Raw genomic sequence first — 18,673 nt, 5'->3', positions numbered from 1 at the left:
TCAAATAACGAACCAAATTGGTAATTTGGTTTAAAAATAAACTGATATTTTAATAACCTGATTTATGAAATAAACTGGAACACCAATGTAACGAAAAACACCGGGAGATAGGGAGTTCAATCAAAAAAAAATAAAGGGGTGATTAAGCGGGAGAACAATACGGAAATCAAATTCTTATTTGTAGGGATAGAAAATGATTAATCCAGGATTTCTGCCTGGTTCTGGCCGGAATTATAGTTTTGCTCCAGGGAATGTACAATAGCTTTGAGGAGCGTCAACACAAATTTGTCTTTAATTTTTGATTCGAGGAAAGCCGGCCCATACAGTGTTTGAGAGCGCAACAGCACGGTTGTAACTTTTCCCAACGTTACGGTGTCCAGTCCATATAGCAGGTTTGGCTCTGAATAATAACGCTCCGCATCATTTTTCCAAAGCATCCAGTCAAACAGCGGAACCAGTCTTAATTTCAATATCGCGTCGAGCAATCTGACATGTATACCACTCAACCCCAGCGTTTGAAGTGAGATTTCACTCATGTCTGTAATTCCCAACACTTTTTCAGCTTTGTAAAATTTGAGTTCCATCTCATGGATCAGATCGATAATGGGCATCAGTTTTCCCTTGTCCAGACTACTGCAATGGTCTGAAAAGCTGCCTAAGGGGATAAATAGCGGGATTTGGTCTTTGATCATCATTTTTTTGATTTTGGTTAAATTATCTCGATTTACGGCTAATGGTTTGATAACGACTATTTTGAATGTGTAAGTAACAACTTTTTTTTCATCAAAAAAATACCCTGTTCCGGGTATTTTTGTATATAAAAAACACCTTTTTGCGTTTTTTTGATAACAAAAGATAGCGGAAAAAAGTACCCCGGCAAGCAAATGGTCTTTTATCTTTACGCACAGACTTTTGTCCTGGATGCCTGACAAGCTTAAAAAAATCGCTATTTTTGTGCATTCAATAAAGCAATGACATGTTTGATAATCTAAGTTTTAAATTAGACCGGGCGTTCAAGACCTTAAAAGGAACCGGAAAAATCACGGAAATCAATGTAGCCACCACGGTAAAGGAGATCCGGAGGGCATTGATCGATGCAGACGTAAACTATAAAGTAGCTAAGGAAGTCACTGATAAGATAAAGGAGGAGGCATTGGGCAGAGATGTGCTGATAGCTGTATCTCCCGGGCAGCTTCTTGTCAAAATAACGCAGGAAGAGCTTACCAAATTAATGGGTGGTTCAAAGGAAGAGATAAACCTGAAAGGTGATCCTTCTGTAATCCTGATTTCCGGTTTGCAGGGATCCGGAAAGACCACATTCTCAGGCAAGCTGGGCACCTACCTGAAAAAGCAGGGACGACAGGTGCTGCTGGTAGCTTGCGACGTATACAGACCGGCTGCGGTAGAGCAACTGAAAACACTCGGCAGCCAGATAGGAGTAGAGGTTTATGCAGAGCCGGGTAATCAGAATGCCCTGCAGATCGCTCAAAATGCGATTGATTTTGCCAGGAAATCAGGTAAAAAGACCGTCATAGTGGATACAGCGGGTAGATTGGCAGTGGATGAAACCATGATGGCTGAAATCGCCACGTTAAAAGAAAACCTAAATCCGTCGGAGACACTGTTTGTGGTGGACTCCATGACTGGGCAGGATGCAGTCAACACTGCCAGGACTTTTGATGAACGATTGGATTTCGATGGCGTAGTCCTGACCAAACTCGATGGAGATAGCCGGGGAGGAGCAGCCATTTCCATTCGTCACGTGGTGAATAAACCCATCAAGTTCATCTCTACCGGCGAAAAGATGGAAAACCTGGATCTCTTTTATCCCGACAGGATGGCTCAGCGGATCCTGGGAATGGGAGATGTGGTATCTCTGGTAGAAAAGGCACAACAGTCCTTCGACGAAGACGAGGCCAAGCGGCTGAACGCCAAGATTAGAAAAAATCAGTTTGACTTCGATGATTTCCTGTCGCAGCTGGAGCAGATCAAAAAGATGGGCAATATCAAAGATTTGCTCGGTATGATCCCCGGTATGGGCAAAGCTATCAAGGGATTGGATATAGACGACGAATCCTTTATCCCGATAGAAGCCATTATCCGAAGCATGACCCCGCAGGAAAGGGGAAATCCTGCTTTGATCGATGGTAGTAGGAGAAAGAGAATAGCAAAAGGGAGCGGAAGGACCATTCAGGAAGTAAATAACCTGATGAAGCAGTTTTCGGACATGAGAAAAATGATGAAACAAATGAACAAAATGGGAGGTGCTCAGAAAGCCATGAGCGCACTCGGTGGCAATATGAAGAGGAGGTAGGTAAATTGAATTATTGGAAATAGAAAAGGATGCCGGCATGGAGCCAGACATCCTTTCTTATCGTCAATATGAATTACAAATTACTGACCTGCCTGGTCACTTGTGGAGGTAGATTCCCATTCCACATCCATGTCTACATCTTTCGGATCAATCTCCAGTAGTTCTGCGGCGTCAATCTCAAGAATCACTTCACGATTTACCAGCTCGGCAACGATATCCATCTGTTGCTCGAATGGGGCGTCATTTTCATGTAGCTTTCTGAACTCTTCTTCAAGCTCTTCATCGCTAAAATCCGCATACCGTTCTTCTCTTTCATTTTTAATCCGCGCCTTTTCTTTTGCCAACAATTCTTCTTTCCGTTTTTCCATATTGGCCCGGTATTTCTCCATCATCTGATTCAGCTCCTCACTCTCCGCAAAAGGTGTACTGCTTACGGTAATGGGTTCGGACGTACCGTCTATGTGTACCACAGTCATGGTGTCCGGGTTTTCCAATATGTATTCGTCTCCAGTCTCAGTATCCAGTACTGACTCTCCTTCAAATTGATACCTGTCCTCGTTTTCTCCGGAACAAGCAGCGAAAAGAAAAACCGCACTGGTAAATATCAATATATTTCTTACAGTCATTTTCATTTGGTTTTAGTAGTTTGAGTTTCTGAACAATTGGTTTATGTGTGGTTTTTTGTTGTAGCAAAAACCATTTACGGAAGAGGGGCAAAAATCGTGTCAAACCCATTTTTTCTGCCTTGCTTAACCTCTATAAAAATAAATTTATTGAAAAAATTTAACTTAAAATTTATATATTCATATTATTAGTCAGGACCAATACCGCAGCAGGCTTGGCTATCAATTCAGATAGGATATTTTTTTGGGAATTATTTTCTGGTTGCAATAAAAAAAGCAGCCATCGGATGATAGCTGCTTTCTGTTGTCTTTTAGTAATTAACCTTCTATTTCTGGTAGGTGACGGATTTTACCGCTTCAATGGTACGTTTTGCATTTGGAAGTGTCGCCTCAATATAGGAAGGCGCGTAGCTAAGCGGGATGTCCATTGAATTGACCCGCAACACAGGGGCATCCAGGTAGTCGAATGCATGTCGCTGAATATTAAAAGCCAGATCGGTGGAAATGGATGCTACCGGATTGGCTTCTTCTACGATCACGCATCGATTGGTCTTTCTGACAGATTCCAGCACCGTTTTATAGTCGATCGGTTTGACCGTCCTCAAATCGATGACTTCAGCTTTGATGCCGTCCTTTGCAAGTTCGTCAGCCGCTTCGAAAGCCACTTTCATCATCTTTCCGAAAGAGACCAGCGTAACATCATCTCCTTTTCTTTTTATCTCTGCCACCCCCAGAGGTAACAGGTACTCGCCCTCAGGCACCTCACCTTTGTCGGCATACATCAATTCGGACTCCATAAAAATGACTGGGTTATCGTCCCTGATGGAAGCTTTTAACAGCCCTTTGGCATCATATGGATTTGACGGCACCACCACTTTCAGGCCTGGAGTGTTGGCAAACCAGTTCTCAAAATTTGAGGAGTGAGTAGCACCCAATTGTCCGGCGTTTCCGGTGGGTCCCCTGAATACGATCGGCACGCTGTATTGTCCACCGGACATGGCAAGCATTTTTGCTGAAGAGTTGACCAATTGGTCCATGGCTACCAAAGAAAAATTAAATGTCATGAACTCTATGATCGGCCGCAGCCCGTTCATGGCGGCCCCTACACCCAATCCCGAAAAACCCAGCTCTGAAATGGGTGTGTCAAAAACACGTTCCGGCCCAAATTCATCCAGCATTCCCTGACTGGCTTTATAGGCTCCATTGTATTCGGCTACTTCTTCACCCATGAGGAACACGTTTTTATCGCGTCTCATTTCTTCAGACATGGCATCTCTGATCGCGTCTCTGAACTGTATTTCTTTCATTTATATACAAAATTTTCTATGCTCGTAAAAATAGAAAGGAATCTTACAATTACCAAGTTTGCCATGCCATTAAGGATGTTTAATTGTAATTATGTAGTTTTATTTTTTAAATGGATTGGCCTGCCGGCGGCAGATTTATAGCCGGGATAATTATTGATTGTTGACCAAAGGTGTAGGGTCAGAAAATAGTACAAATAGCAAATAATGAAGAGGATCGCATTGATAAGTGACACGCACGGCTCGCTTCCGGAACCAGCCATTGCTACCCTCGGGCGTGTAGATGAAATATGGCATGCCGGAGATATAGGAGACCCCGCCTTACTGGAGCGGATACCGGAAAAACCGGTACATCGCATAGTATATGGCAATATTGATGGTGCTGAGTTGAGACAAAGATTTGAGGAAGAATTGTTTTTCACGGTAGAAGGCGTTGACGTATTGATGTTGCACATCGGCGGTAAGCCTCCAGGATATGCCGCAGGAGTAAAAGCCAGGATCAAAAAGCTCCAACCGAATATTTTTGTCTGCGGTCATTCGCACATCTGCAAAGTCGTCCACGACAAGGAGCTGGACTGTTTGTACCTTAACCCGGGAGCCCTGGGAAATCAGGGCTTTCACCGGGTCAAAACCCTGCTCACCTTTGAATTGGACGGAAAAATAAAAAATCTCAACGTAATCGAATTTGGCAAAAGGGGACAGCTATAAAAATGCCCAGCCGGGGCCGGGTCATTTATCGCTTATTTCTTTTTGGAAAAATCTTTCTTGATCTCCTCAACATCTACATTCTTGATCACCGGTTTGGCGCTCAACTGTTTGATCTTGAGTATTCTGGCATTCTGTGCCTGTCGTTTTCTTTTTAACTTTCTCTTTAAGGTTGTAACAGCCATTGTATTGTATATTTTAATTCGTTCCTGAAAATGAAGGGCAAAGGTAAATAAATTATCATTAAAAACCCCGAATATTTAGCAAAAGAAGTTGGTGAATCTGTTTAATAAAGGGCTTTTTTGCGGCCGTATCCTTGTTTAATTTTTTAACTTTGGGCAAATTTTGAAAGCATGAGCAAACAAAAACCAAGTATACCAAAGGGAATGAGGGATTTTGGTCCTTCGGAGATGGCCAGAAGAAATTACCTGTTCGAGACCATCAGGGAGGTTTTTAAACTTTTCGGCTACCAGCAATTGGAAACGCCGGCCATGGAGAATCTTTCCACGCTTACCGGCAAATATGGCGATGAGGGCGATCAACTCTTGTTTAAAGTCCTCAACAGTGGGGAGTTTCTCAAGAAAGTGTCGGAGGCCGACTTTCGGGAGGGAGAGCACAATGTGCTCCCAAAGATTTCCGAAAAGGGCCTCAGATATGATCTCACCGTTCCCTTTGCCCGGTATGTGGTCATGCATCAGAATGAAATCACCTACCCTTTTAAGCGTTTTCAGATGCAGCCCGTGTGGCGGGCGGACCGGCCCCAAAAAGGAAGGTACAGGGAATTTTACCAATGTGATGCCGACGTAGTGGGTACGGATAGTCTGATCTGTGAGGCCGAAATTCTCATGATGATCAAGCAGGTCTTTGCAAAATTGGGCATCCCGGATTATTCGATAAAAATCAATAACCGGAAAATTCTCACAGGAATGGCCGAAGTGATCGGCGAAAAGGGCAAAGAAGGGGATTTGTGCGTGGCGATAGACAAACTGGACAAAATAGGCTTGCAAAACGTACGCGATGAGCTGTATCAAAAAGGATTTTCAGTGGACTCCGTTGCAGCTCTCGGCCCGGTTCTGGAGAAGGAAAGGAGGTCAAATCAGGATTGGTTTGCCTTTTTAAAAGAATATTTGGCGGGAAGCAGTACCGGGATGAAAGGACTGAATGAATTGGAAGAAGTGCTTGCTTTTTTCAGTCAACTTGGAGGCGCTGAGCAACATGTGGTTTTTGATCCGGTATTGGCGCGTGGACTATCCTATTATACCGGAGCTATATTCGAAGTGCAGGTCGAAGGGGTACAGATAGGGTCGGTGAGCGGTGGAGGAAGGTACGATAACCTCACCGGGGTATTTGGACTGGCCGGGATCTCTGGGGTAGGGTTCTCATTCGGGGTGGACCGGCTATACGATGTAATGGATGCCCTCGGGATATTTCCGGACCAGCAATCAGAAGGTACGCAAGTCATGCTGGTTTGCTTTGGAGAAGAGGAAAGGAAAAAAGGCCTGGCCCTGCTTTCAGCTTTCCGCAAAGCCGGTATAGCTGCCGAGATTTATCCTGATCTTGATAAAATCAAAAAGCAATTCAATTATGCGGATAAAAAGAATGTACCGTTTGTTGCAGTCATCGGCGCAGAAGAATTAGTAAATGACCAGATCAGCTTGAAAGACATGAAGAGCGGAAAGCAAGAAGCCCTTTCCTTGGAAAGGGCAATATCTGCTATCATCAACTCCTCGTTGAAATAGTTTCAGTCAATTTTAAATATAGCGTTGATCGGAATGGTGATCCCCCTCTTTAGCGAAATGAATTTATCTCCCACGGCCCAGACAGTGGTGTAGGTTTTGAAGGCTAGCTTATCGGCCGTTTCAAAATAGATCCAGACCTTCCCGCGTGAAATATTGCCCAGTATCTGGGACCTTTGCAGGTCGGTATAGCGTTGTTTGATGGATGCGTCGTCGCGTAATACATCAATGGTAGAAAAACGTAGCCCCAATACCTGCTCTTTTTCCAACGTCATGACTTCTTTCTCGAGTGTTTCCATAGGGGTAAAATCAATGTTTAAATTAGGTAGGTTACTTGTGAATTCTTACGTATTATTTTAAAATAAGGTTCTATTGTGTGTCAATATGGGTTAAGTTGGTATATAATACTGAATTTTAACTTGTTTCTGCAATTTACTATTTGATCGGTTTTCGACTGTCATCGTAAAAAAAATTATATTTGTGGCACAACCAATAAAAGGTAACTATGATAGATATCATGAGTATGATGAATAAAGTCAAGGAAGCGCAGGCCAAAATCAAAGAGACCCAGGCGGAACTTGTTCATCTGAGAGCAGAAGGCGAAGTCGGAGCAGGAATGGTGAAGGTCATTGTAAACGGTGACAGAAAGGTCCTGGACATAGAGATAGATCCATCGCTTTTTAACGATAAGGACAAAGACATGATGAAAGACCTGATAGTCGGCGCAACCAATAAAGCTCTGGAAAATATAGACGTCAAGATAAAGGAAAAGATGAGTGCCGCTACTGCAGGCATGATGCCAAATATTCCGGGTATGGACTTCGGAAATATGGTATAATGAACAAAGCTGCCATTGTTATTCTAAATTTCAACGGGAAAAATATTTTAAGAAAATATCTTTCCCGGGTTTTATCCCATTCCATATACGAAATTATCATAGCAGACAATGGGAGCAGCGACGGTTCCGTGGATTATCTGCTTGCTCACTATCCCGAGGTCAAGCTGATCCTGTTGCACCAGAATCACGGCTACAGCCAGGGTTACAACCTCGCACTGGAAAAGTTGAGGGGCGGGTACGAATACTATATTTTGTTAAATTCCGATGTATCTGTGACAGAGAGTTGGGATAAAATGCTGATCGACTATATCTCGGACAAGCCAAAGGTAGCTGCCTGCCAGCCCAGGATTCTTTCCCTGCAAAAGAAGGGGTATTTTGATTATGCCGGGGGAGCGGGAGGATTTTTGGACAGTATGGGATACCCATTTTGCAGGGGACGGATCCTGCACACCTTGGAGGCAGATCAGAACCAATACTCAGATTCCATTCGGGTGGACTGGGCTTCCGGGGCTTGTTTCTGTGTAAAAGCGGATCTTTTTCACGAATATGGTGGCTTCAATCCATATTTTTTTTCACACATGGAGGAAATCGACCTGTGCTTGAGGATGAGGAAGGACGGCTTTCAGGTTCATTGTTGCAGTGAAGCCAGGGTGTACCACTGGGGTGGCGGCACGCTATCCGATGCAAATCCCTTTAAAACCTACCTCAACTTCAGAAATAGCCTGCTCATGTTATATTCCAACTTGACGCTTTTGGGTTTCTGCCGGGTAGTCTGGAAGAGGTTTTTTCTGGATGCGGCTGCGATGATTCATCTCCTGTTTACCAAAGGCTGGCCACACAGCAAGGCCGTCGCAAAAGCTTACCTGGATTTTTTGAAGAAAAAAAATATGTCGGGCGACCGGCAGATATCACGGGTAGAAAGACTGGACTCAGAAAAAATCCGACCTGTTTTTTCGATTATTTTTCAATATTACTTATTCGGCAGGAAAAAATTTTCCGAATTGAATTAGTCAAATAAAATGGGATTATTCATTCTGCGGAAGTATTTCCGGAGCTTCATGGTCATGGCCAAACTCACATAAATGATCACTGGCGAGCCCAGTGTAATAAAGGAACTGTAAATGAAAAACAAACGGATGCTATCGATGGGGAAGTGAAGTTTTTCTCCTAATTTTGAGCAAACCCCGAAGGCCCTTTCCTGGAAGAATAATTTTACCTTTTCCATATTTGCTACGCGTTTTAAGTACAGAAAGCATTTAAAAGAACAACATATCGATAATAACCTGATTAACCTATGATTGTTATAAAAAAAAGTGTTGCTGTTAATGTTCTGTTTGCCGTTTTTATTTTCTATTCCTGTAATCAGGCCCAAGTTATAAAAAAAGCGGATAATCAAAAAATTGAAATTCATCCAAACACCTTGGAGCGCCTCGGTGATTCGGTACGCTTCAGCCTGGAAGTAAGGCTGCCCAATGCCAGTCTCCGGAAAAACGAGGTGTATACGTTAAGGCCGGTGTATGTCTTTGGCAATGAAAAACATACCTTCACCAATAGTATACAGGTGAGTGGTGACACGCTGGATCCACACGAAAGTATTGAGCTCAAAGGCAATTTTAGCATGCCGTTTACAGAGGGGATGGAAAAAGGGACAATGTATGCCCAATCGGCCATCAGCAGGAAAAATCAGGAAATAGCCGGAAGGGTGCCGGAAACAGTACTTACCCATGGCATTATCACAACGGCTTCCATGGCGCAAATCGGACAGTACAGAGGCCAGGAATCGCTTCCGGTACTGGGAGCGCTTATATCCATAGATTCTGAGGAGTCTATGGGTATGTTGGCAGATGGATGGCAGGCATTGGAAGACAGGCTTGCCGGATACAGCAATCTGCCCTACGCAGAAAAAGCGCCTTTTCTGGAGGTCTTGAAAGGTCCGGGTGACTGGACTTATAAAAAGAAGCAGATGGAAGGCTTGCCGCATTACCCCATTGTAGAAAGAGATGTGCTCTCCAGATTCGAAACGCTTTTTGGCAGGCAACTGGCTACCCGGGATGCTGGGGTTTCTGAAATTCAGCGGGCTATATTGGCCAGAAATATCAGGCAGGGTACGGTACCGGCAGATACGCTTACTGAGGTAGGTTTGGCAATTGCAGCAAGCAAAGAACCTGGCTGGACTGAGCAGGAAGCCCTGCTCAGGGCGATGGAAGAGGTCTATCCGAGCGCTTATGTCTATAACAATCTGGGCGTGGTATTTTTGAATCTGGCTAACCGGGTCACAGATGTCAAAATGAAAAATCAGTATTTGGAGAATGCACTTTTTGCCCTGAATCGTTCCAACGCCATTTTCGAAAATCCTCATGCGGTCTATAACCTGGGTGTGGTATTCTGGCTTTGGGAGGATAAGTTCAGCGCATACAACAATTTTTACCGGGCCCTGGCATTGACCCGGTCGGATCGGCTTACAAAAAGGTATGAAGCGGCCCTGGGTGCCGTTTCGATTTTCAACGGAGACTACCGGCTGGCGGCGATACACCTGAATAAGGCAGTACAAAACCCAGTCAATCTGTTTAATCAGGGCCTGGCCAACCTGCTGGCCAAAGATTATTACAATGCTACTGTAAAGTTTGAAGAAAGTGCCATACAGAACATGTCCAATGGTTTTCCTTTTTATGGATTGGCATTGGTGGCTGCCAGAAACGGGGAGGTGGATAAACTATACGAAAACCTCAGAAAGGCTGTAAGCAGGAGCGAGTATCTGAGGCAGAGAGCTTTGGTTGACCGCGAATTTGGCCTGTATCACGAGCAACAGAGATTTAAAGATATCTTAAGATCTCAATCCCTTGCTGATCATGAGTAAGGTTATCGGAGTAGACATAGGTGGCTCGCATATCAGTGCAGGTATCTTGAGTGATGATGGGATGTCCATTGCTGATACCGACCTGGCCAGAGGCCCGGTAAACTCTGCCGGATCCCGGGAGGAAATACTGGATGCATGGTCTCGCTGTATCCTTGCTCTGGAGATCGAAGCGGATAGCCGGTTGGGAATAGCCATGCCGGCACCATTTGATTATGAAAATGGCATTTCTCTCATGGTGACTCAGGGAAAATACCAGGCCTTGTACCGATCTGATATAAGAGCGGCCCTGGCAGAAAGATTATGCCTGCCCACCAAAAACGTTACATTTATGAATGATGCTGCGGCCTTTTTGCAGGGAGAGGCACATGTAGCAGGCTGGCCTGCAAGCGTTAACCTGATGGGCATTACTCTGGGCACCGGGCTGGGAGGTGCATTCAAATCCGGCCACCTGGCCGAAGACGGTGCGATCTGGTGCATTCCTTTCAAGGGGGGAATAGCAGAAGACTTGCTAAGTACTGCCTATTTTACCCGTTGGGCCCGGACAGAGTTCGGTAAGGAAGTGGAGGGGTTAAAGGACCTGCTGAACGACCCGCAAACGAGAGCGGAGACGCTGTCCAGGCTAAAGGACTTTGCCGGAAACCTTGCAGATCTTATTCTGATGCTTCAGGACAGCAGGCAAAGCGATATCGATAAGGTAGTCTTTGGCGGTAATATTCTCAAGGCTGAAGTATACTTTCTACCGCTGGTCAGAGAAATCCTGCAACAAAAGGGGTTTATGGCTGAGCTGCATATCAGTAAGCTGGGAGAAAAGGCGGCAATGATCGGAGCCTCAAGTGTATGTATCCAAACCTAAAAATCACTATCTTTTGCTAATTTCAGGATCAAAGATTAATATTTGTCCGATTGTTTACAGCATACTTCAGCGATAAAGTTTGCACATGGCCGGGCCTTACAGGTGTAGCGAGTCCGGCAATTTTGATTAAATTGCGGCAGCCAGTTGAAGGTGAGAACAGGAGAGTGACCATAAAGAAACCATTATTTAACAGATGAAGATAGAAAAGGAATTATCCAAGGATGAAATTTTTAGCACCGTCGAAAAATCCCTTTTAGCGGAGGGTTTCAGGCTGGTGGGCAAAGATGATAGCCGGCCCTGGGGCGGTTTTTTTGTGATTGATGAAAACCAGATCAGTGCTTTTCGGAAGAGATATTTTCCAGAGGTAGAATTGACCGCCGACCAGTTGAAAAATAAATTGAGCCCAAAGATATTACTTGTAGGTCCCGAAAAACGCCTTTCCTGGCAATATCACCATCGTAGGGCTGAGATCTGGAAATTAATTGCCGGAGATGGGGGGATCGTAAGAAGTGACAGCGACACCGAAGGCCCTCTTCAGCCTATGGAAACCGGAAAGGTGGTGCGCTTGAAGCAGGGAGAGCGGCACCGCCTGGTAGGTCTGAAAAACTGGGGTCTTGTGGCTGAAATCTGGATGCACACCGACCCTGCAAACCCATCGGATGAGAGCGATATTGTGCGGGTACAGGATGATTTTCAGCGTCGGTAAACCTTTCCGGTGAAGATGAAGCAGGACCTCACCCGGAATTCCCGCAATCATGCCATCGATGTATTTCGCGCAGTCACCATGATGCTCATGATTTTTGTCAATGACCTGTGGACATTGAGGGACGTGCCGGAATGGCTGAAACATGTGCCGGCAGAGGTTGATGGAATGGGGCTTTCGGACGTAGTTTTCCCGGCTTTTCTTTTTATTGTGGGTTTATCGATTCCGCTGGCCATAAACAACCGCTGGAGGAAGGGACACACCGACCGGGAGATTTTGATTCATGTCCTTTCCAGGTCCCTGGCCTTGCTGATCATGGGGGTATTCCACGTCAATCTCGAAAATTATCAGGAAGGCATCGCCATCCTCCCGAAAGCAGTCTGGCAAATTGTGCTGACACTGGCCTTCTTTCTGATATGGATAGATTATCCTGAAAAGGTCAAAGAAAGGACAAGATTTCTGATAAAATCGCTGGGCTGGTCGATACTGATTTTCCTCGCACTGTTTTACAAGGGAGGTACTGCAGCTGATCCAAAATGGATGGACATTTACTGGTGGGGTATTTTGGGATTGATCGGCTGGGCTTATCTGATTGCCTCGCTGGTTTTTCTGCTGAGCAGGGGCAAATTGCCATTGGTATGGCTGGCTTTCTCTTCCTTTATATTGTTCAGTGTACTGTCGAAGCTGGGTTTGCTTGGATTTCTTACCGCCGTGAAGCCCTATTTTTGGCTCATTGATGATGGGGCCACGCCGGCTCTCTCCACCTCCGGCATGCTGGCCAGCCTCTATTACCGCAAATATTTTAGTACTGACAAAAGATATCGTTTCTGGATAATCCTGTCTACCGGTGCGGCGGGAGGCCTTCTGATCGGTTTACTTACCCGACCTTTGTGGGGCATACACAAAATCGGATCTTCTCCCTCCTGGGTTTTGATCTGTATTGCCATCTCTCTGCTGACATATGGTTTCCTGATCTGGCTGGTAGATTTGAAAGGGCGAAAAGACTGGTTTAGCTGGATAAAGCCAGCGGGCACCAGCACGCTGACCTGCTACTTATTGCCTTATATACATTATGCGCTACTGTCACTTAGTGGCTGGGCCCTGCCTTTGGTATTCAGGAGCGGAATGGTGGGTTTGCTCAAATCCCTGCTGTATGCGCTGCTTATTATTCTGATAACCGGGCTACTCGAGAAGAAAAATTTGCGCTTAAAAATTTAGACTACTGTATAAACCCCGAACCAAATGAAAAACCTATCGAGTAAAAACTTCCTCCTTTGTGTTCTCCTACTGTCTTTCCCGCTGTTTACTGGCATGGCCCGGCAAATGCAGCTTTCAGACTTGCCTGTGCGCGGGATGGCGATTGCTGCTCCGCAAAAAGGCGGTGTAGACCGATTTGTCAAATTTATGGATGATGAACTCGGTCCCCGGGGACTGAATGTATTGGTCTTGAGAGTGGATTACAATTATGCCTATGAAAGTCATCCGGAATTGAGAGACCCCGAGGTGTTATCGCCTTCCGATGTAAAGAAAATCGTGGCGGCCGCTTCCCGCAATGGGATAAAGATGATTCCCCAGATCAATCTGCTGGGGCACCAATCCTGGGCATCCTCCCTCGGAAATTTGCTGAAGGAATATCCGGAGTTTGATGAAACCCCTCATGTAGCCATTCCTGAAAACTATAAATGGCCCAATGAAGACGGTTTGTATTGTAAGAGTTATTGTCCCTTGCATCCAGGAGTACATGATGTGGTCTTTGATTTGGTGGATGAAATCGTCACCGTCTTTGAAGCCGATGCTTTTCATGCAGGAATGGATGAGGTGTTTTATATCGGCGATGAGAAATGCCCGAGATGTGGCGGCAGGGATAAGGCTGAGCTGTTTGCCGGGGAGGTAAGTAAAATCAGAAACCACCTGCATGCGCAAGGAAAACAGCTCTGGATCTGGGGCGACCGTCTTATTGATGGAAAGACCACGGGAATAGGTATGTGGGAAGCCAGCATGAACAATACCCATAGGGCGATAGATATGATACCCAGGGATGTCGTTATCTGCGACTGGCATTACGAGCGGCCGGATCAGACTCCGGTCATGTTTGCCATGAAAGGCTTTGACGTCATCAGTTGTTCCTGGCGCAAGCCGCAGGTAGGTATGTTGCAGGTGGAGGACATGATCCGGTACAGGACCTATCAAACCAAAGAAATGCAGGACCGGTTTAAGGGAGTAATGCTTACCGTCTGGTCAGGGGCAGATGCTTTTCTGGACGGCTTTGAGGAATATACCAATGACCAGAATCAAAGAGAAGATGGAGACACAGAACAACCCTGGGTCACTTTTGTCCGGGTATTTGGGGAAAAAATACCTTAGGCGCCGCTGACGGTCCCAAATATACAAGTGCTACTATCAACCAGTTCTTATCCATGACCAGATACCAATCATTAGATGTCTTGAGAGGTCTCACGGTGGCTTTGATGATTATCGTCAATACCCCGGGAGACTGGAGGACCAATTTTTCACCCCTGTCGCATGCTTCCTGGCATGGCCTGACCATAACCGATCTGGTATTCCCTACTTTTCTATTTGTGGTAGGCAATGCCATGAGCTTCAGTCTGCGAAAACTTAAGGCCCGTGGGCCCCGCATTTACTTTAAAAAGGTAGGCAAAAGGACACTTTTTATTTTTGGGATAGGTCTTCTGCTTACTGCCTTTCCTTTTTTTAGCATGTCGGAGACAGGTATTATCCCGTATGATTTTAGCAAAATCCGCCTTTTGGGTGTTTTACAAAGAATCGCACTATGCTATGGGATAGCAGCTACGCTGGTTTATTTTTTTACGCTCAGGACTAGCCTTATTATTGGCGGGATAATGCTGATGGCTTATTGGTTTGTAATGTATTTATTCGGTGCAGCGGGGCCGGATCCCTATGTACTGGAGGGAAATGCTGCCAGGAAATTGGATCTTTGGCTGATCGGTGCTGCCAATTTGTATAAGGGAGAAGGAATCCCATTTGATCCTGAGGGTATACTGAGTACTCTGCCGGCAGTGGTCAATGTACTTCTGGGGTATGGAGTGGGTGTTTACATTCAAAATGAGAAAAGCAGGGGACGGACTGTTTCGCGGCTTTTTCTTCTTGGATTGGCTTTATTGCTGGCTGGATACTTCTGGGATTTGTGGTTTCCTGTCAATAAAAAAATATGGACGAGCACATTCGTGCTGGTGACCGCTGGCTATGCAACAGCCATACTCGCCGGTCTCATGTATGTTCTTGAAATCAAGCAAAGGAAAAAATGGTCCGGATTTTTTGAGCTCTTCGGACGAAATCCCCTCATCCTGTATGTACTCTCAGGCCTGCTGGTCCGCCTGATGATCATGATACGCGTGGGCGATCAGGCACTAAAGACCTGGTTGTATCAGACTGCATTTGTGCCTTATTTTCCGGCAAAAACGGCAAGTTTACTATTTGCATTGAGTTTTATGCTTGTGATTTGGCTCATAGGTCTGTGGATGGATAAAAATAAATGGTACATCAAGGTGTGAACGCAATTTTTTTGGGAGCCTTTTGAAGTTTGGCATGATTATTTGGTTTTATTTCCGGAAGAACTTTATTCCCGTATCTGCGAAACCGGACACACCAGACAGTAGGGTAGGTCAACAGACCTGATTTTTAATTGGGAAGCAGGTAGGGGACATGAGGTAAAAGGGTTTTCACATTTCGGTGGTAGTAGAATTGCTGTCAGGAGAAAATCAGGCTGATCTATTTCGAATCGAAACAAAGGAAAACAAGCCTGCCCGGAGTCAGCCTGGCATTTGAAGAACCTATTAAAGTGGGACAATTATAAAACATAGGAAGCGCCCCAACTGAAAGAGATTTTCGGGACGCAGTAAAAAGCAAATTATAAACAGATGAAAAAGAAAGACAAGAAACAACTTCAGGAACTCATGATCGTAGGGGGGACCCTGCTGGGAACATTTTTGGTCAGAAGGGCATTGGAAAAAACCTGGGAGAAATCAACAGGGAAAGAGGCTCCGAAAAACCCTTACGAGGAGGGCAACTCGCTTAAGGAAGTGTTGGCCTGGACCATAGCTACAGGGCTCTTGGTTAGTGTGACCAAAGTATTTATCCGCTGGGGGGTCACCAAAGGTTCACACCAGGCTTTGGACGCATGAGACTAAAATCTAGGAAACAGGGCTTGTAAATCTCCACAATTGGAGTTATATTCAAAAGCCTGTTCGCACTGGATCAACAGGTGAATCAGATATTTGGGAAAGGGTATGATAGTCCGGTGCGAGCCATAACCCTTTGCTGATGAAGATTGCGCTATTTCTTTCGTTTTTGATGCCTGTCTTTTTGCTCCATGGGCAGGATTTGCAGATCGCTGAACCTGAATTTTCCGGGATCGTGCTGCTCGTGCGGGATCAGCAGACGGGAGAGCCTCTGGAAAAACAAAAAGCGTCCTCAGGATCGAAAGCAAGTGTAGGCGCAGCTTTGTTTGGTGTGGCCCGGGCAAAGGGAATGAATTTTGTGAATGCTGCCAGAAGTACCGTCAGGATCGGACAGGGCAGCGAGATCCGGCTGATCGTCAGGGCTGGAAACAATGACCGTGATCCCATGGAGTTGATCAATATTTTTGCTTTGGAGTCTGAACCTGACAAAGACCGGAGACAAATCGTCACCGGGACAGTAAACTTCAACAAATCCACAGCAGCGGCAATAGATTTTCTGCCTTTTCAGGCTTCCAGGTACAAAGATAGCTCTTACCTATTGGAAGTTTCCCCGTTACCTCCCGGAGAGTATGCACTCACCCTCGACGGTTCACGGGATGTGTTCAACATGTTTGGTGTGGATAGTGAGTAAACCAATCTGGTTAGTATAGCTGTAATTCGCCTTGCCGGCAGGGGATATTTTTTACCTTTGCAAAAAATCAACAGTTGTATGAGATACCAACCAGCTTCAGCAGCATTATACAAAAATAACCGGAAAAAGCTTATTGATAAGCTACCTTCAAAATCCATCGCCGTTTTTCATTCCAACGATATTCTGCCTACCAATGCAGACGGTACGATGCGCTTCAGGCAAAACAACGACCTGCTTTACCTGAGTGGCATCGATCAGGAAGAGACTATTTTGGTAATTTGCCCGGATTATCCGGATCCCTCGCTTCGGGAAATACTTTTTATTAAACCCACTAATGAGCAGATTGCGATATGGGAAGGGCATAAGTTTACCATGGAGGAAGCAAAGGAACTGTCTGGAGTGGAGACCATCCGCTGGACAAGCGATTTCGATGCTACTTTCCAGGCTTTGATGCTCCTGAGCAAACACATTTTTTTAAATACCAACGAGCACTTGCGGGCCGATAGCCAGGTTCAGACCAGGGATGCCAGGTTTATCCAGTCCTGTCAGGAGAAATTTCCCCTGCATCAATACCATCGGGTGGCCCCGATGATGCATAAATTTCGTTCGATAAAAGAGCCGGAGGAGCTGCATCAATTGCAGAAGGCCTGCGATATCACGGAGAAGGGTTTTCGGAGAATCCTATCCGTCGTCGGGCCGGGCCTCCGGGAATACGAAATCGAAGCGGAATACCTTCATGAATTTGTCAGGAGTGGAAGCAGGGGATTTGCCTATGAGCCCATCATTGCATCCGGAAAAAATGCCTGTGTACTCCATTATATCCAGAACAATGAGGTATGCGGAGATGGAGACCTGATTCTTTTTGATGTGGGTGCGGAATACGGAAATTACAATGCGGACATGAGCCGCACCATCCCTGTAAATGGCCGCTTTTCCAAAAGGCAGCGACAGGTTTATGATGCCGTTTTGCGCGTTCAGCGTGAAGCGATGAACATGCTTCGTCCGGGAATTTCGATTCAGGCTTATCACAGGGAAGTCGGCCTGATCATGCAATCTGAACTGGTCAACCTGGGATTGATCGATCAGACCGATATCAGGAACCAGAACCCGGAAAAGCCGGCGTACAAAAAATACTTTATGCATGGCACTTCCCATCACCTGGGTTTAGACGTTCATGACGTGGGTAGCATGCATGAGCCCATACAGGCTGGAATGGTATTTACGGTCGAGCCCGGGATATATATTCTGGAGGAAGGACTTGGTATACGGTTGGAAAATAATATTGTGGTGGAAGAAAATGGCTACCGGGACCTGATGAAAAATATACCCATCGACCCGGAAGAGATCGAAACCCTTATGAATGATAGGTAATACATGCAAACACAAGGTGACCAGGAAGAGGATGGGGTTTTGCCCGATGCCATTTCCTATAAAAGGCGACTGCAGGAGCTTGCCGGGCGTTTGAACCGGGAGCGAATTGAAGACCTGAATGAGCAAATCACTGCGCTCCGGGAAGCCAGTCAGCTGGAAACAAAAAGTAGTGCCGGGGATAAATATGAGACGGGCAGAGAGCGAATCAATCAGCGTCTCGACATGCTGGTGCAACAATCCGCACTTTGCAAAGAAGGGGATCATTTCCTGAAAAAAATAAAGATCGTCTCCCAGGATCGGGTAGAGGAGGGCGCATTGCTCCAATTGAGCTTCGGGTGGATCTGGATAGCGATTTCCCTGGGTAAAATTTCCATAGACGGACGGGAGATTCAACTGGTTTCTGTCAGGTCCCCACTTGTTCAAAGCCTGATTTTGCAGAAAAAGGGGCACCGCGTTGATTTTCGGGGAAAGCAGGTAGAGATCATGGGTATATGGTAGTTTTTCAATATTAGATGTGT

General features: G+C 45.6%; 21 protein-coding genes. 15 read left to right on the top strand and 6 right to left on the bottom strand.

Going from position 1 to position 18,673, the window contains the following annotated elements; genetic code table 11:
• Positions 1-197: 197 nt before the first annotated feature.
• Complete coding sequence (locus BUB19_RS16705) at positions 198-695, bottom strand: DUF6508 domain-containing protein (protein WP_143156073.1); 498 nt, start codon at positions 693-695, stop codon at positions 198-200.
• Positions 696-976: 281 nt separating this feature from the next.
• On the opposite strand from BUB19_RS16705, the gene ffh reads away from it, so the two are divergent.
• A complete protein-coding gene (gene ffh / locus BUB19_RS16700; protein ID WP_073095873.1) occupies positions 977-2,314 on the top strand; it encodes a signal recognition particle protein in 1,338 nt (445 codons plus the stop codon).
• An 80-nt stretch (positions 2,315-2,394) separates the two neighbouring features.
• On the opposite strand, the gene BUB19_RS16695 is transcribed toward ffh, so the two are convergent.
• Together BUB19_RS16695 and BUB19_RS16690 are read right to left on the bottom strand one after the other, a co-directional pair.
• Positions 2,395-2,940 (bottom strand): hypothetical protein, encoded by a 546-nt coding sequence (locus tag BUB19_RS16695; RefSeq protein WP_073096024.1) that lies wholly within the window; start codon positions 2,938-2,940, stop codon positions 2,395-2,397.
• 323 nt (positions 2,941-3,263) lie between these two features.
• Positions 3,264-4,244 (bottom strand): pyruvate dehydrogenase complex E1 component subunit beta, encoded by a 981-nt coding sequence (locus BUB19_RS16690; RefSeq protein ID WP_073095871.1) that lies wholly within the window; start codon positions 4,242-4,244, stop codon positions 3,264-3,266.
• 204 nt (positions 4,245-4,448) lie between these two features.
• Between BUB19_RS16690 and BUB19_RS16685 the strand changes: the two genes are divergently transcribed.
• Positions 4,449-4,949 (top strand): metallophosphoesterase family protein, encoded by a 501-nt coding sequence (locus BUB19_RS16685; protein WP_073095869.1) that lies wholly within the window; start codon positions 4,449-4,451, stop codon positions 4,947-4,949.
• Between the two features lie 32 nt (positions 4,950-4,981).
• On the opposite strand, the gene BUB19_RS24220 is transcribed toward BUB19_RS16685, so the two are convergent.
• The gene (locus tag BUB19_RS24220; RefSeq protein ID WP_178371518.1) at positions 4,982-5,131 is read right to left on the bottom strand and encodes a hypothetical protein; all 150 of its coding nucleotides are present in this window, start codon (positions 5,129-5,131) and stop codon (positions 4,982-4,984) included.
• 168 nt (positions 5,132-5,299) lie between these two features.
• Here BUB19_RS24220 and hisS point away from each other — a divergent pair, with 168 nt between their 5' ends.
• The gene (hisS, locus tag BUB19_RS16680) at positions 5,300-6,685 is read left to right on the top strand and encodes a histidine--tRNA ligase (RefSeq protein ID WP_073095867.1); all 1,386 of its coding nucleotides are present in this window, start codon (positions 5,300-5,302) and stop codon (positions 6,683-6,685) included.
• Positions 6,686-6,687: 2 nt separating this feature from the next.
• On the opposite strand, the gene BUB19_RS16675 is transcribed toward hisS, so the two are convergent.
• The gene (locus BUB19_RS16675) at positions 6,688-6,981 is read right to left on the bottom strand and encodes a hypothetical protein (RefSeq protein WP_073095865.1); all 294 of its coding nucleotides are present in this window, start codon (positions 6,979-6,981) and stop codon (positions 6,688-6,690) included.
• 206 nt (positions 6,982-7,187) lie between these two features.
• Here BUB19_RS16675 and BUB19_RS16670 point away from each other — a divergent pair, with 206 nt between their 5' ends.
• The gene (locus BUB19_RS16670; RefSeq protein ID WP_073095863.1) at positions 7,188-7,520 is read left to right on the top strand and encodes a YbaB/EbfC family nucleoid-associated protein; all 333 of its coding nucleotides are present in this window, start codon (positions 7,188-7,190) and stop codon (positions 7,518-7,520) included.
• Entirely contained in the window at positions 7,520-8,530 is a 1,011-nt protein-coding gene (locus BUB19_RS16665) for a glycosyltransferase family 2 protein (protein WP_073095861.1), read from the top strand. The genes BUB19_RS16670 and BUB19_RS16665 overlap by 1 nt, the downstream gene beginning before the upstream one ends.
• On the opposite strand, the gene BUB19_RS16660 is transcribed toward BUB19_RS16665, so the two are convergent.
• The gene (locus BUB19_RS16660; protein WP_073095859.1) at positions 8,527-8,745 is read right to left on the bottom strand and encodes a PspC family transcriptional regulator; all 219 of its coding nucleotides are present in this window, start codon (positions 8,743-8,745) and stop codon (positions 8,527-8,529) included. The two genes, BUB19_RS16665 and BUB19_RS16660, sit on opposite strands and share 4 nt — an antisense overlap.
• 69 nt (positions 8,746-8,814) lie before the next feature.
• On the opposite strand from BUB19_RS16660, the gene BUB19_RS16655 reads away from it, so the two are divergent.
• From BUB19_RS16655 to BUB19_RS16610, 10 genes are all read left to right on the top strand, one after another.
• The gene (locus tag BUB19_RS16655; RefSeq protein ID WP_073095857.1) at positions 8,815-10,377 is read left to right on the top strand and encodes a tetratricopeptide repeat protein; all 1,563 of its coding nucleotides are present in this window, start codon (positions 8,815-8,817) and stop codon (positions 10,375-10,377) included.
• The gene (locus BUB19_RS16650) at positions 10,370-11,230 is read left to right on the top strand and encodes an ROK family protein (RefSeq protein WP_073095855.1); all 861 of its coding nucleotides are present in this window, start codon (positions 10,370-10,372) and stop codon (positions 11,228-11,230) included. Before BUB19_RS16655 ends, BUB19_RS16650 begins: the two co-directional genes overlap by 8 nt.
• A 193-nt stretch (positions 11,231-11,423) precedes the next feature.
• Positions 11,424-11,936: a cupin domain-containing protein gene (locus tag BUB19_RS16645; protein WP_073095853.1), complete on the top strand. Its 513-nt coding sequence runs from the start codon at positions 11,424-11,426 to the stop codon at positions 11,934-11,936.
• Positions 11,937-11,951: 15 nt separating this feature from the next.
• Positions 11,952-13,151: a DUF5009 domain-containing protein gene (locus BUB19_RS16640; RefSeq protein WP_073095851.1), complete on the top strand. Its 1,200-nt coding sequence runs from the start codon at positions 11,952-11,954 to the stop codon at positions 13,149-13,151.
• Positions 13,152-13,175: 24 nt separating this feature from the next.
• Positions 13,176-14,297: a family 20 glycosylhydrolase gene (locus BUB19_RS16635; protein ID WP_084097396.1), complete on the top strand. Its 1,122-nt coding sequence runs from the start codon at positions 13,176-13,178 to the stop codon at positions 14,295-14,297.
• 53 nt (positions 14,298-14,350) lie between these two features.
• Positions 14,351-15,466, top strand: coding sequence for an acyltransferase family protein (locus BUB19_RS16630; protein ID WP_073095849.1), 1,116 nt, complete (start codon positions 14,351-14,353; stop codon positions 15,464-15,466).
• 366 nt (positions 15,467-15,832) lie between these two features.
• Positions 15,833-16,096: a DUF4235 domain-containing protein gene (locus BUB19_RS16625; protein WP_073095847.1), complete on the top strand. Its 264-nt coding sequence runs from the start codon at positions 15,833-15,835 to the stop codon at positions 16,094-16,096.
• Between the two features lie 139 nt (positions 16,097-16,235).
• Positions 16,236-16,784: a hypothetical protein gene (locus tag BUB19_RS16620; RefSeq protein WP_143156071.1), complete on the top strand. Its 549-nt coding sequence runs from the start codon at positions 16,236-16,238 to the stop codon at positions 16,782-16,784.
• A 78-nt stretch (positions 16,785-16,862) separates the two neighbouring features.
• Complete coding sequence (locus tag BUB19_RS16615; RefSeq protein ID WP_073095843.1) at positions 16,863-18,155, top strand: aminopeptidase P family protein; 1,293 nt, start codon at positions 16,863-16,865, stop codon at positions 18,153-18,155.
• 3 nt (positions 18,156-18,158) lie between these two features.
• The gene (locus BUB19_RS16610; RefSeq protein WP_084097394.1) at positions 18,159-18,653 is read left to right on the top strand and encodes a hypothetical protein; all 495 of its coding nucleotides are present in this window, start codon (positions 18,159-18,161) and stop codon (positions 18,651-18,653) included.
• Positions 18,654-18,673: the final 20 nt, after the last annotated feature.

This window comes from Cyclobacterium lianum, assembly GCF_900143075.1.
Taxonomy (GTDB): Bacteria; Bacteroidota; Bacteroidia; order Cytophagales; family Cyclobacteriaceae; genus Cyclobacterium; species Cyclobacterium lianum.
This window is presented reverse-complemented; position numbering and strand designations above follow the sequence as displayed.

Coding starts and splice junctions, on each gene's coding strand:
- BUB19_RS16690 (WP_073095871.1), bottom strand. CDS start 4,244: ATGAAAGAAATACAGTTCAGAGACGCGATCAGAGATGCCATGTCTGAA.
- BUB19_RS16695 (WP_073096024.1), bottom strand. CDS start 2,940: ATGACTGTAAGAAATATATTGATATTTACCAGTGCGGTTTTTCTTTTC.
- BUB19_RS16660 (WP_073095859.1), bottom strand. CDS start 8,745: ATGGAAAAGGTAAAATTATTCTTCCAGGAAAGGGCCTTCGGGGTTTGC.
- BUB19_RS16630 (WP_073095849.1), top strand. CDS start 14,351: ATGACCAGATACCAATCATTAGATGTCTTGAGAGGTCTCACGGTGGCT.
- BUB19_RS16625 (WP_073095847.1), top strand. CDS start 15,833: ATGAAAAAGAAAGACAAGAAACAACTTCAGGAACTCATGATCGTAGGG.
- BUB19_RS16685 (WP_073095869.1), top strand. CDS start 4,449: ATGAAGAGGATCGCATTGATAAGTGACACGCACGGCTCGCTTCCGGAA.
- BUB19_RS16640 (WP_073095851.1), top strand. CDS start 11,952: ATGAAGCAGGACCTCACCCGGAATTCCCGCAATCATGCCATCGATGTA.
- BUB19_RS16635 (WP_084097396.1), top strand. CDS start 13,176: ATGAAAAACCTATCGAGTAAAAACTTCCTCCTTTGTGTTCTCCTACTG.
- BUB19_RS16665 (WP_073095861.1), top strand. CDS start 7,520: ATGAACAAAGCTGCCATTGTTATTCTAAATTTCAACGGGAAAAATATT.
- BUB19_RS16620 (WP_143156071.1), top strand. CDS start 16,236: ATGAAGATTGCGCTATTTCTTTCGTTTTTGATGCCTGTCTTTTTGCTC.
- BUB19_RS24220 (WP_178371518.1), bottom strand. CDS start 5,131: ATGGCTGTTACAACCTTAAAGAGAAAGTTAAAAAGAAAACGACAGGCA.
- BUB19_RS16645 (WP_073095853.1), top strand. CDS start 11,424: ATGAAGATAGAAAAGGAATTATCCAAGGATGAAATTTTTAGCACCGTC.
- BUB19_RS16615 (WP_073095843.1), top strand. CDS start 16,863: ATGAGATACCAACCAGCTTCAGCAGCATTATACAAAAATAACCGGAAA.
- BUB19_RS16675 (WP_073095865.1), bottom strand. CDS start 6,981: ATGGAAACACTCGAGAAAGAAGTCATGACGTTGGAAAAAGAGCAGGTA.
- BUB19_RS16670 (WP_073095863.1), top strand. CDS start 7,188: ATGATAGATATCATGAGTATGATGAATAAAGTCAAGGAAGCGCAGGCC.
- ffh (WP_073095873.1), top strand. CDS start 977: ATGTTTGATAATCTAAGTTTTAAATTAGACCGGGCGTTCAAGACCTTA.
- BUB19_RS16650 (WP_073095855.1), top strand. CDS start 10,370: ATGAGTAAGGTTATCGGAGTAGACATAGGTGGCTCGCATATCAGTGCA.
- BUB19_RS16655 (WP_073095857.1), top strand. CDS start 8,815: ATGATTGTTATAAAAAAAAGTGTTGCTGTTAATGTTCTGTTTGCCGTT.
- hisS (WP_073095867.1), top strand. CDS start 5,300: ATGAGCAAACAAAAACCAAGTATACCAAAGGGAATGAGGGATTTTGGT.
- BUB19_RS16705 (WP_143156073.1), bottom strand. CDS start 695: ATGATGATCAAAGACCAAATCCCGCTATTTATCCCCTTAGGCAGCTTT.
- BUB19_RS16610 (WP_084097394.1), top strand. CDS start 18,159: ATGCAAACACAAGGTGACCAGGAAGAGGATGGGGTTTTGCCCGATGCC.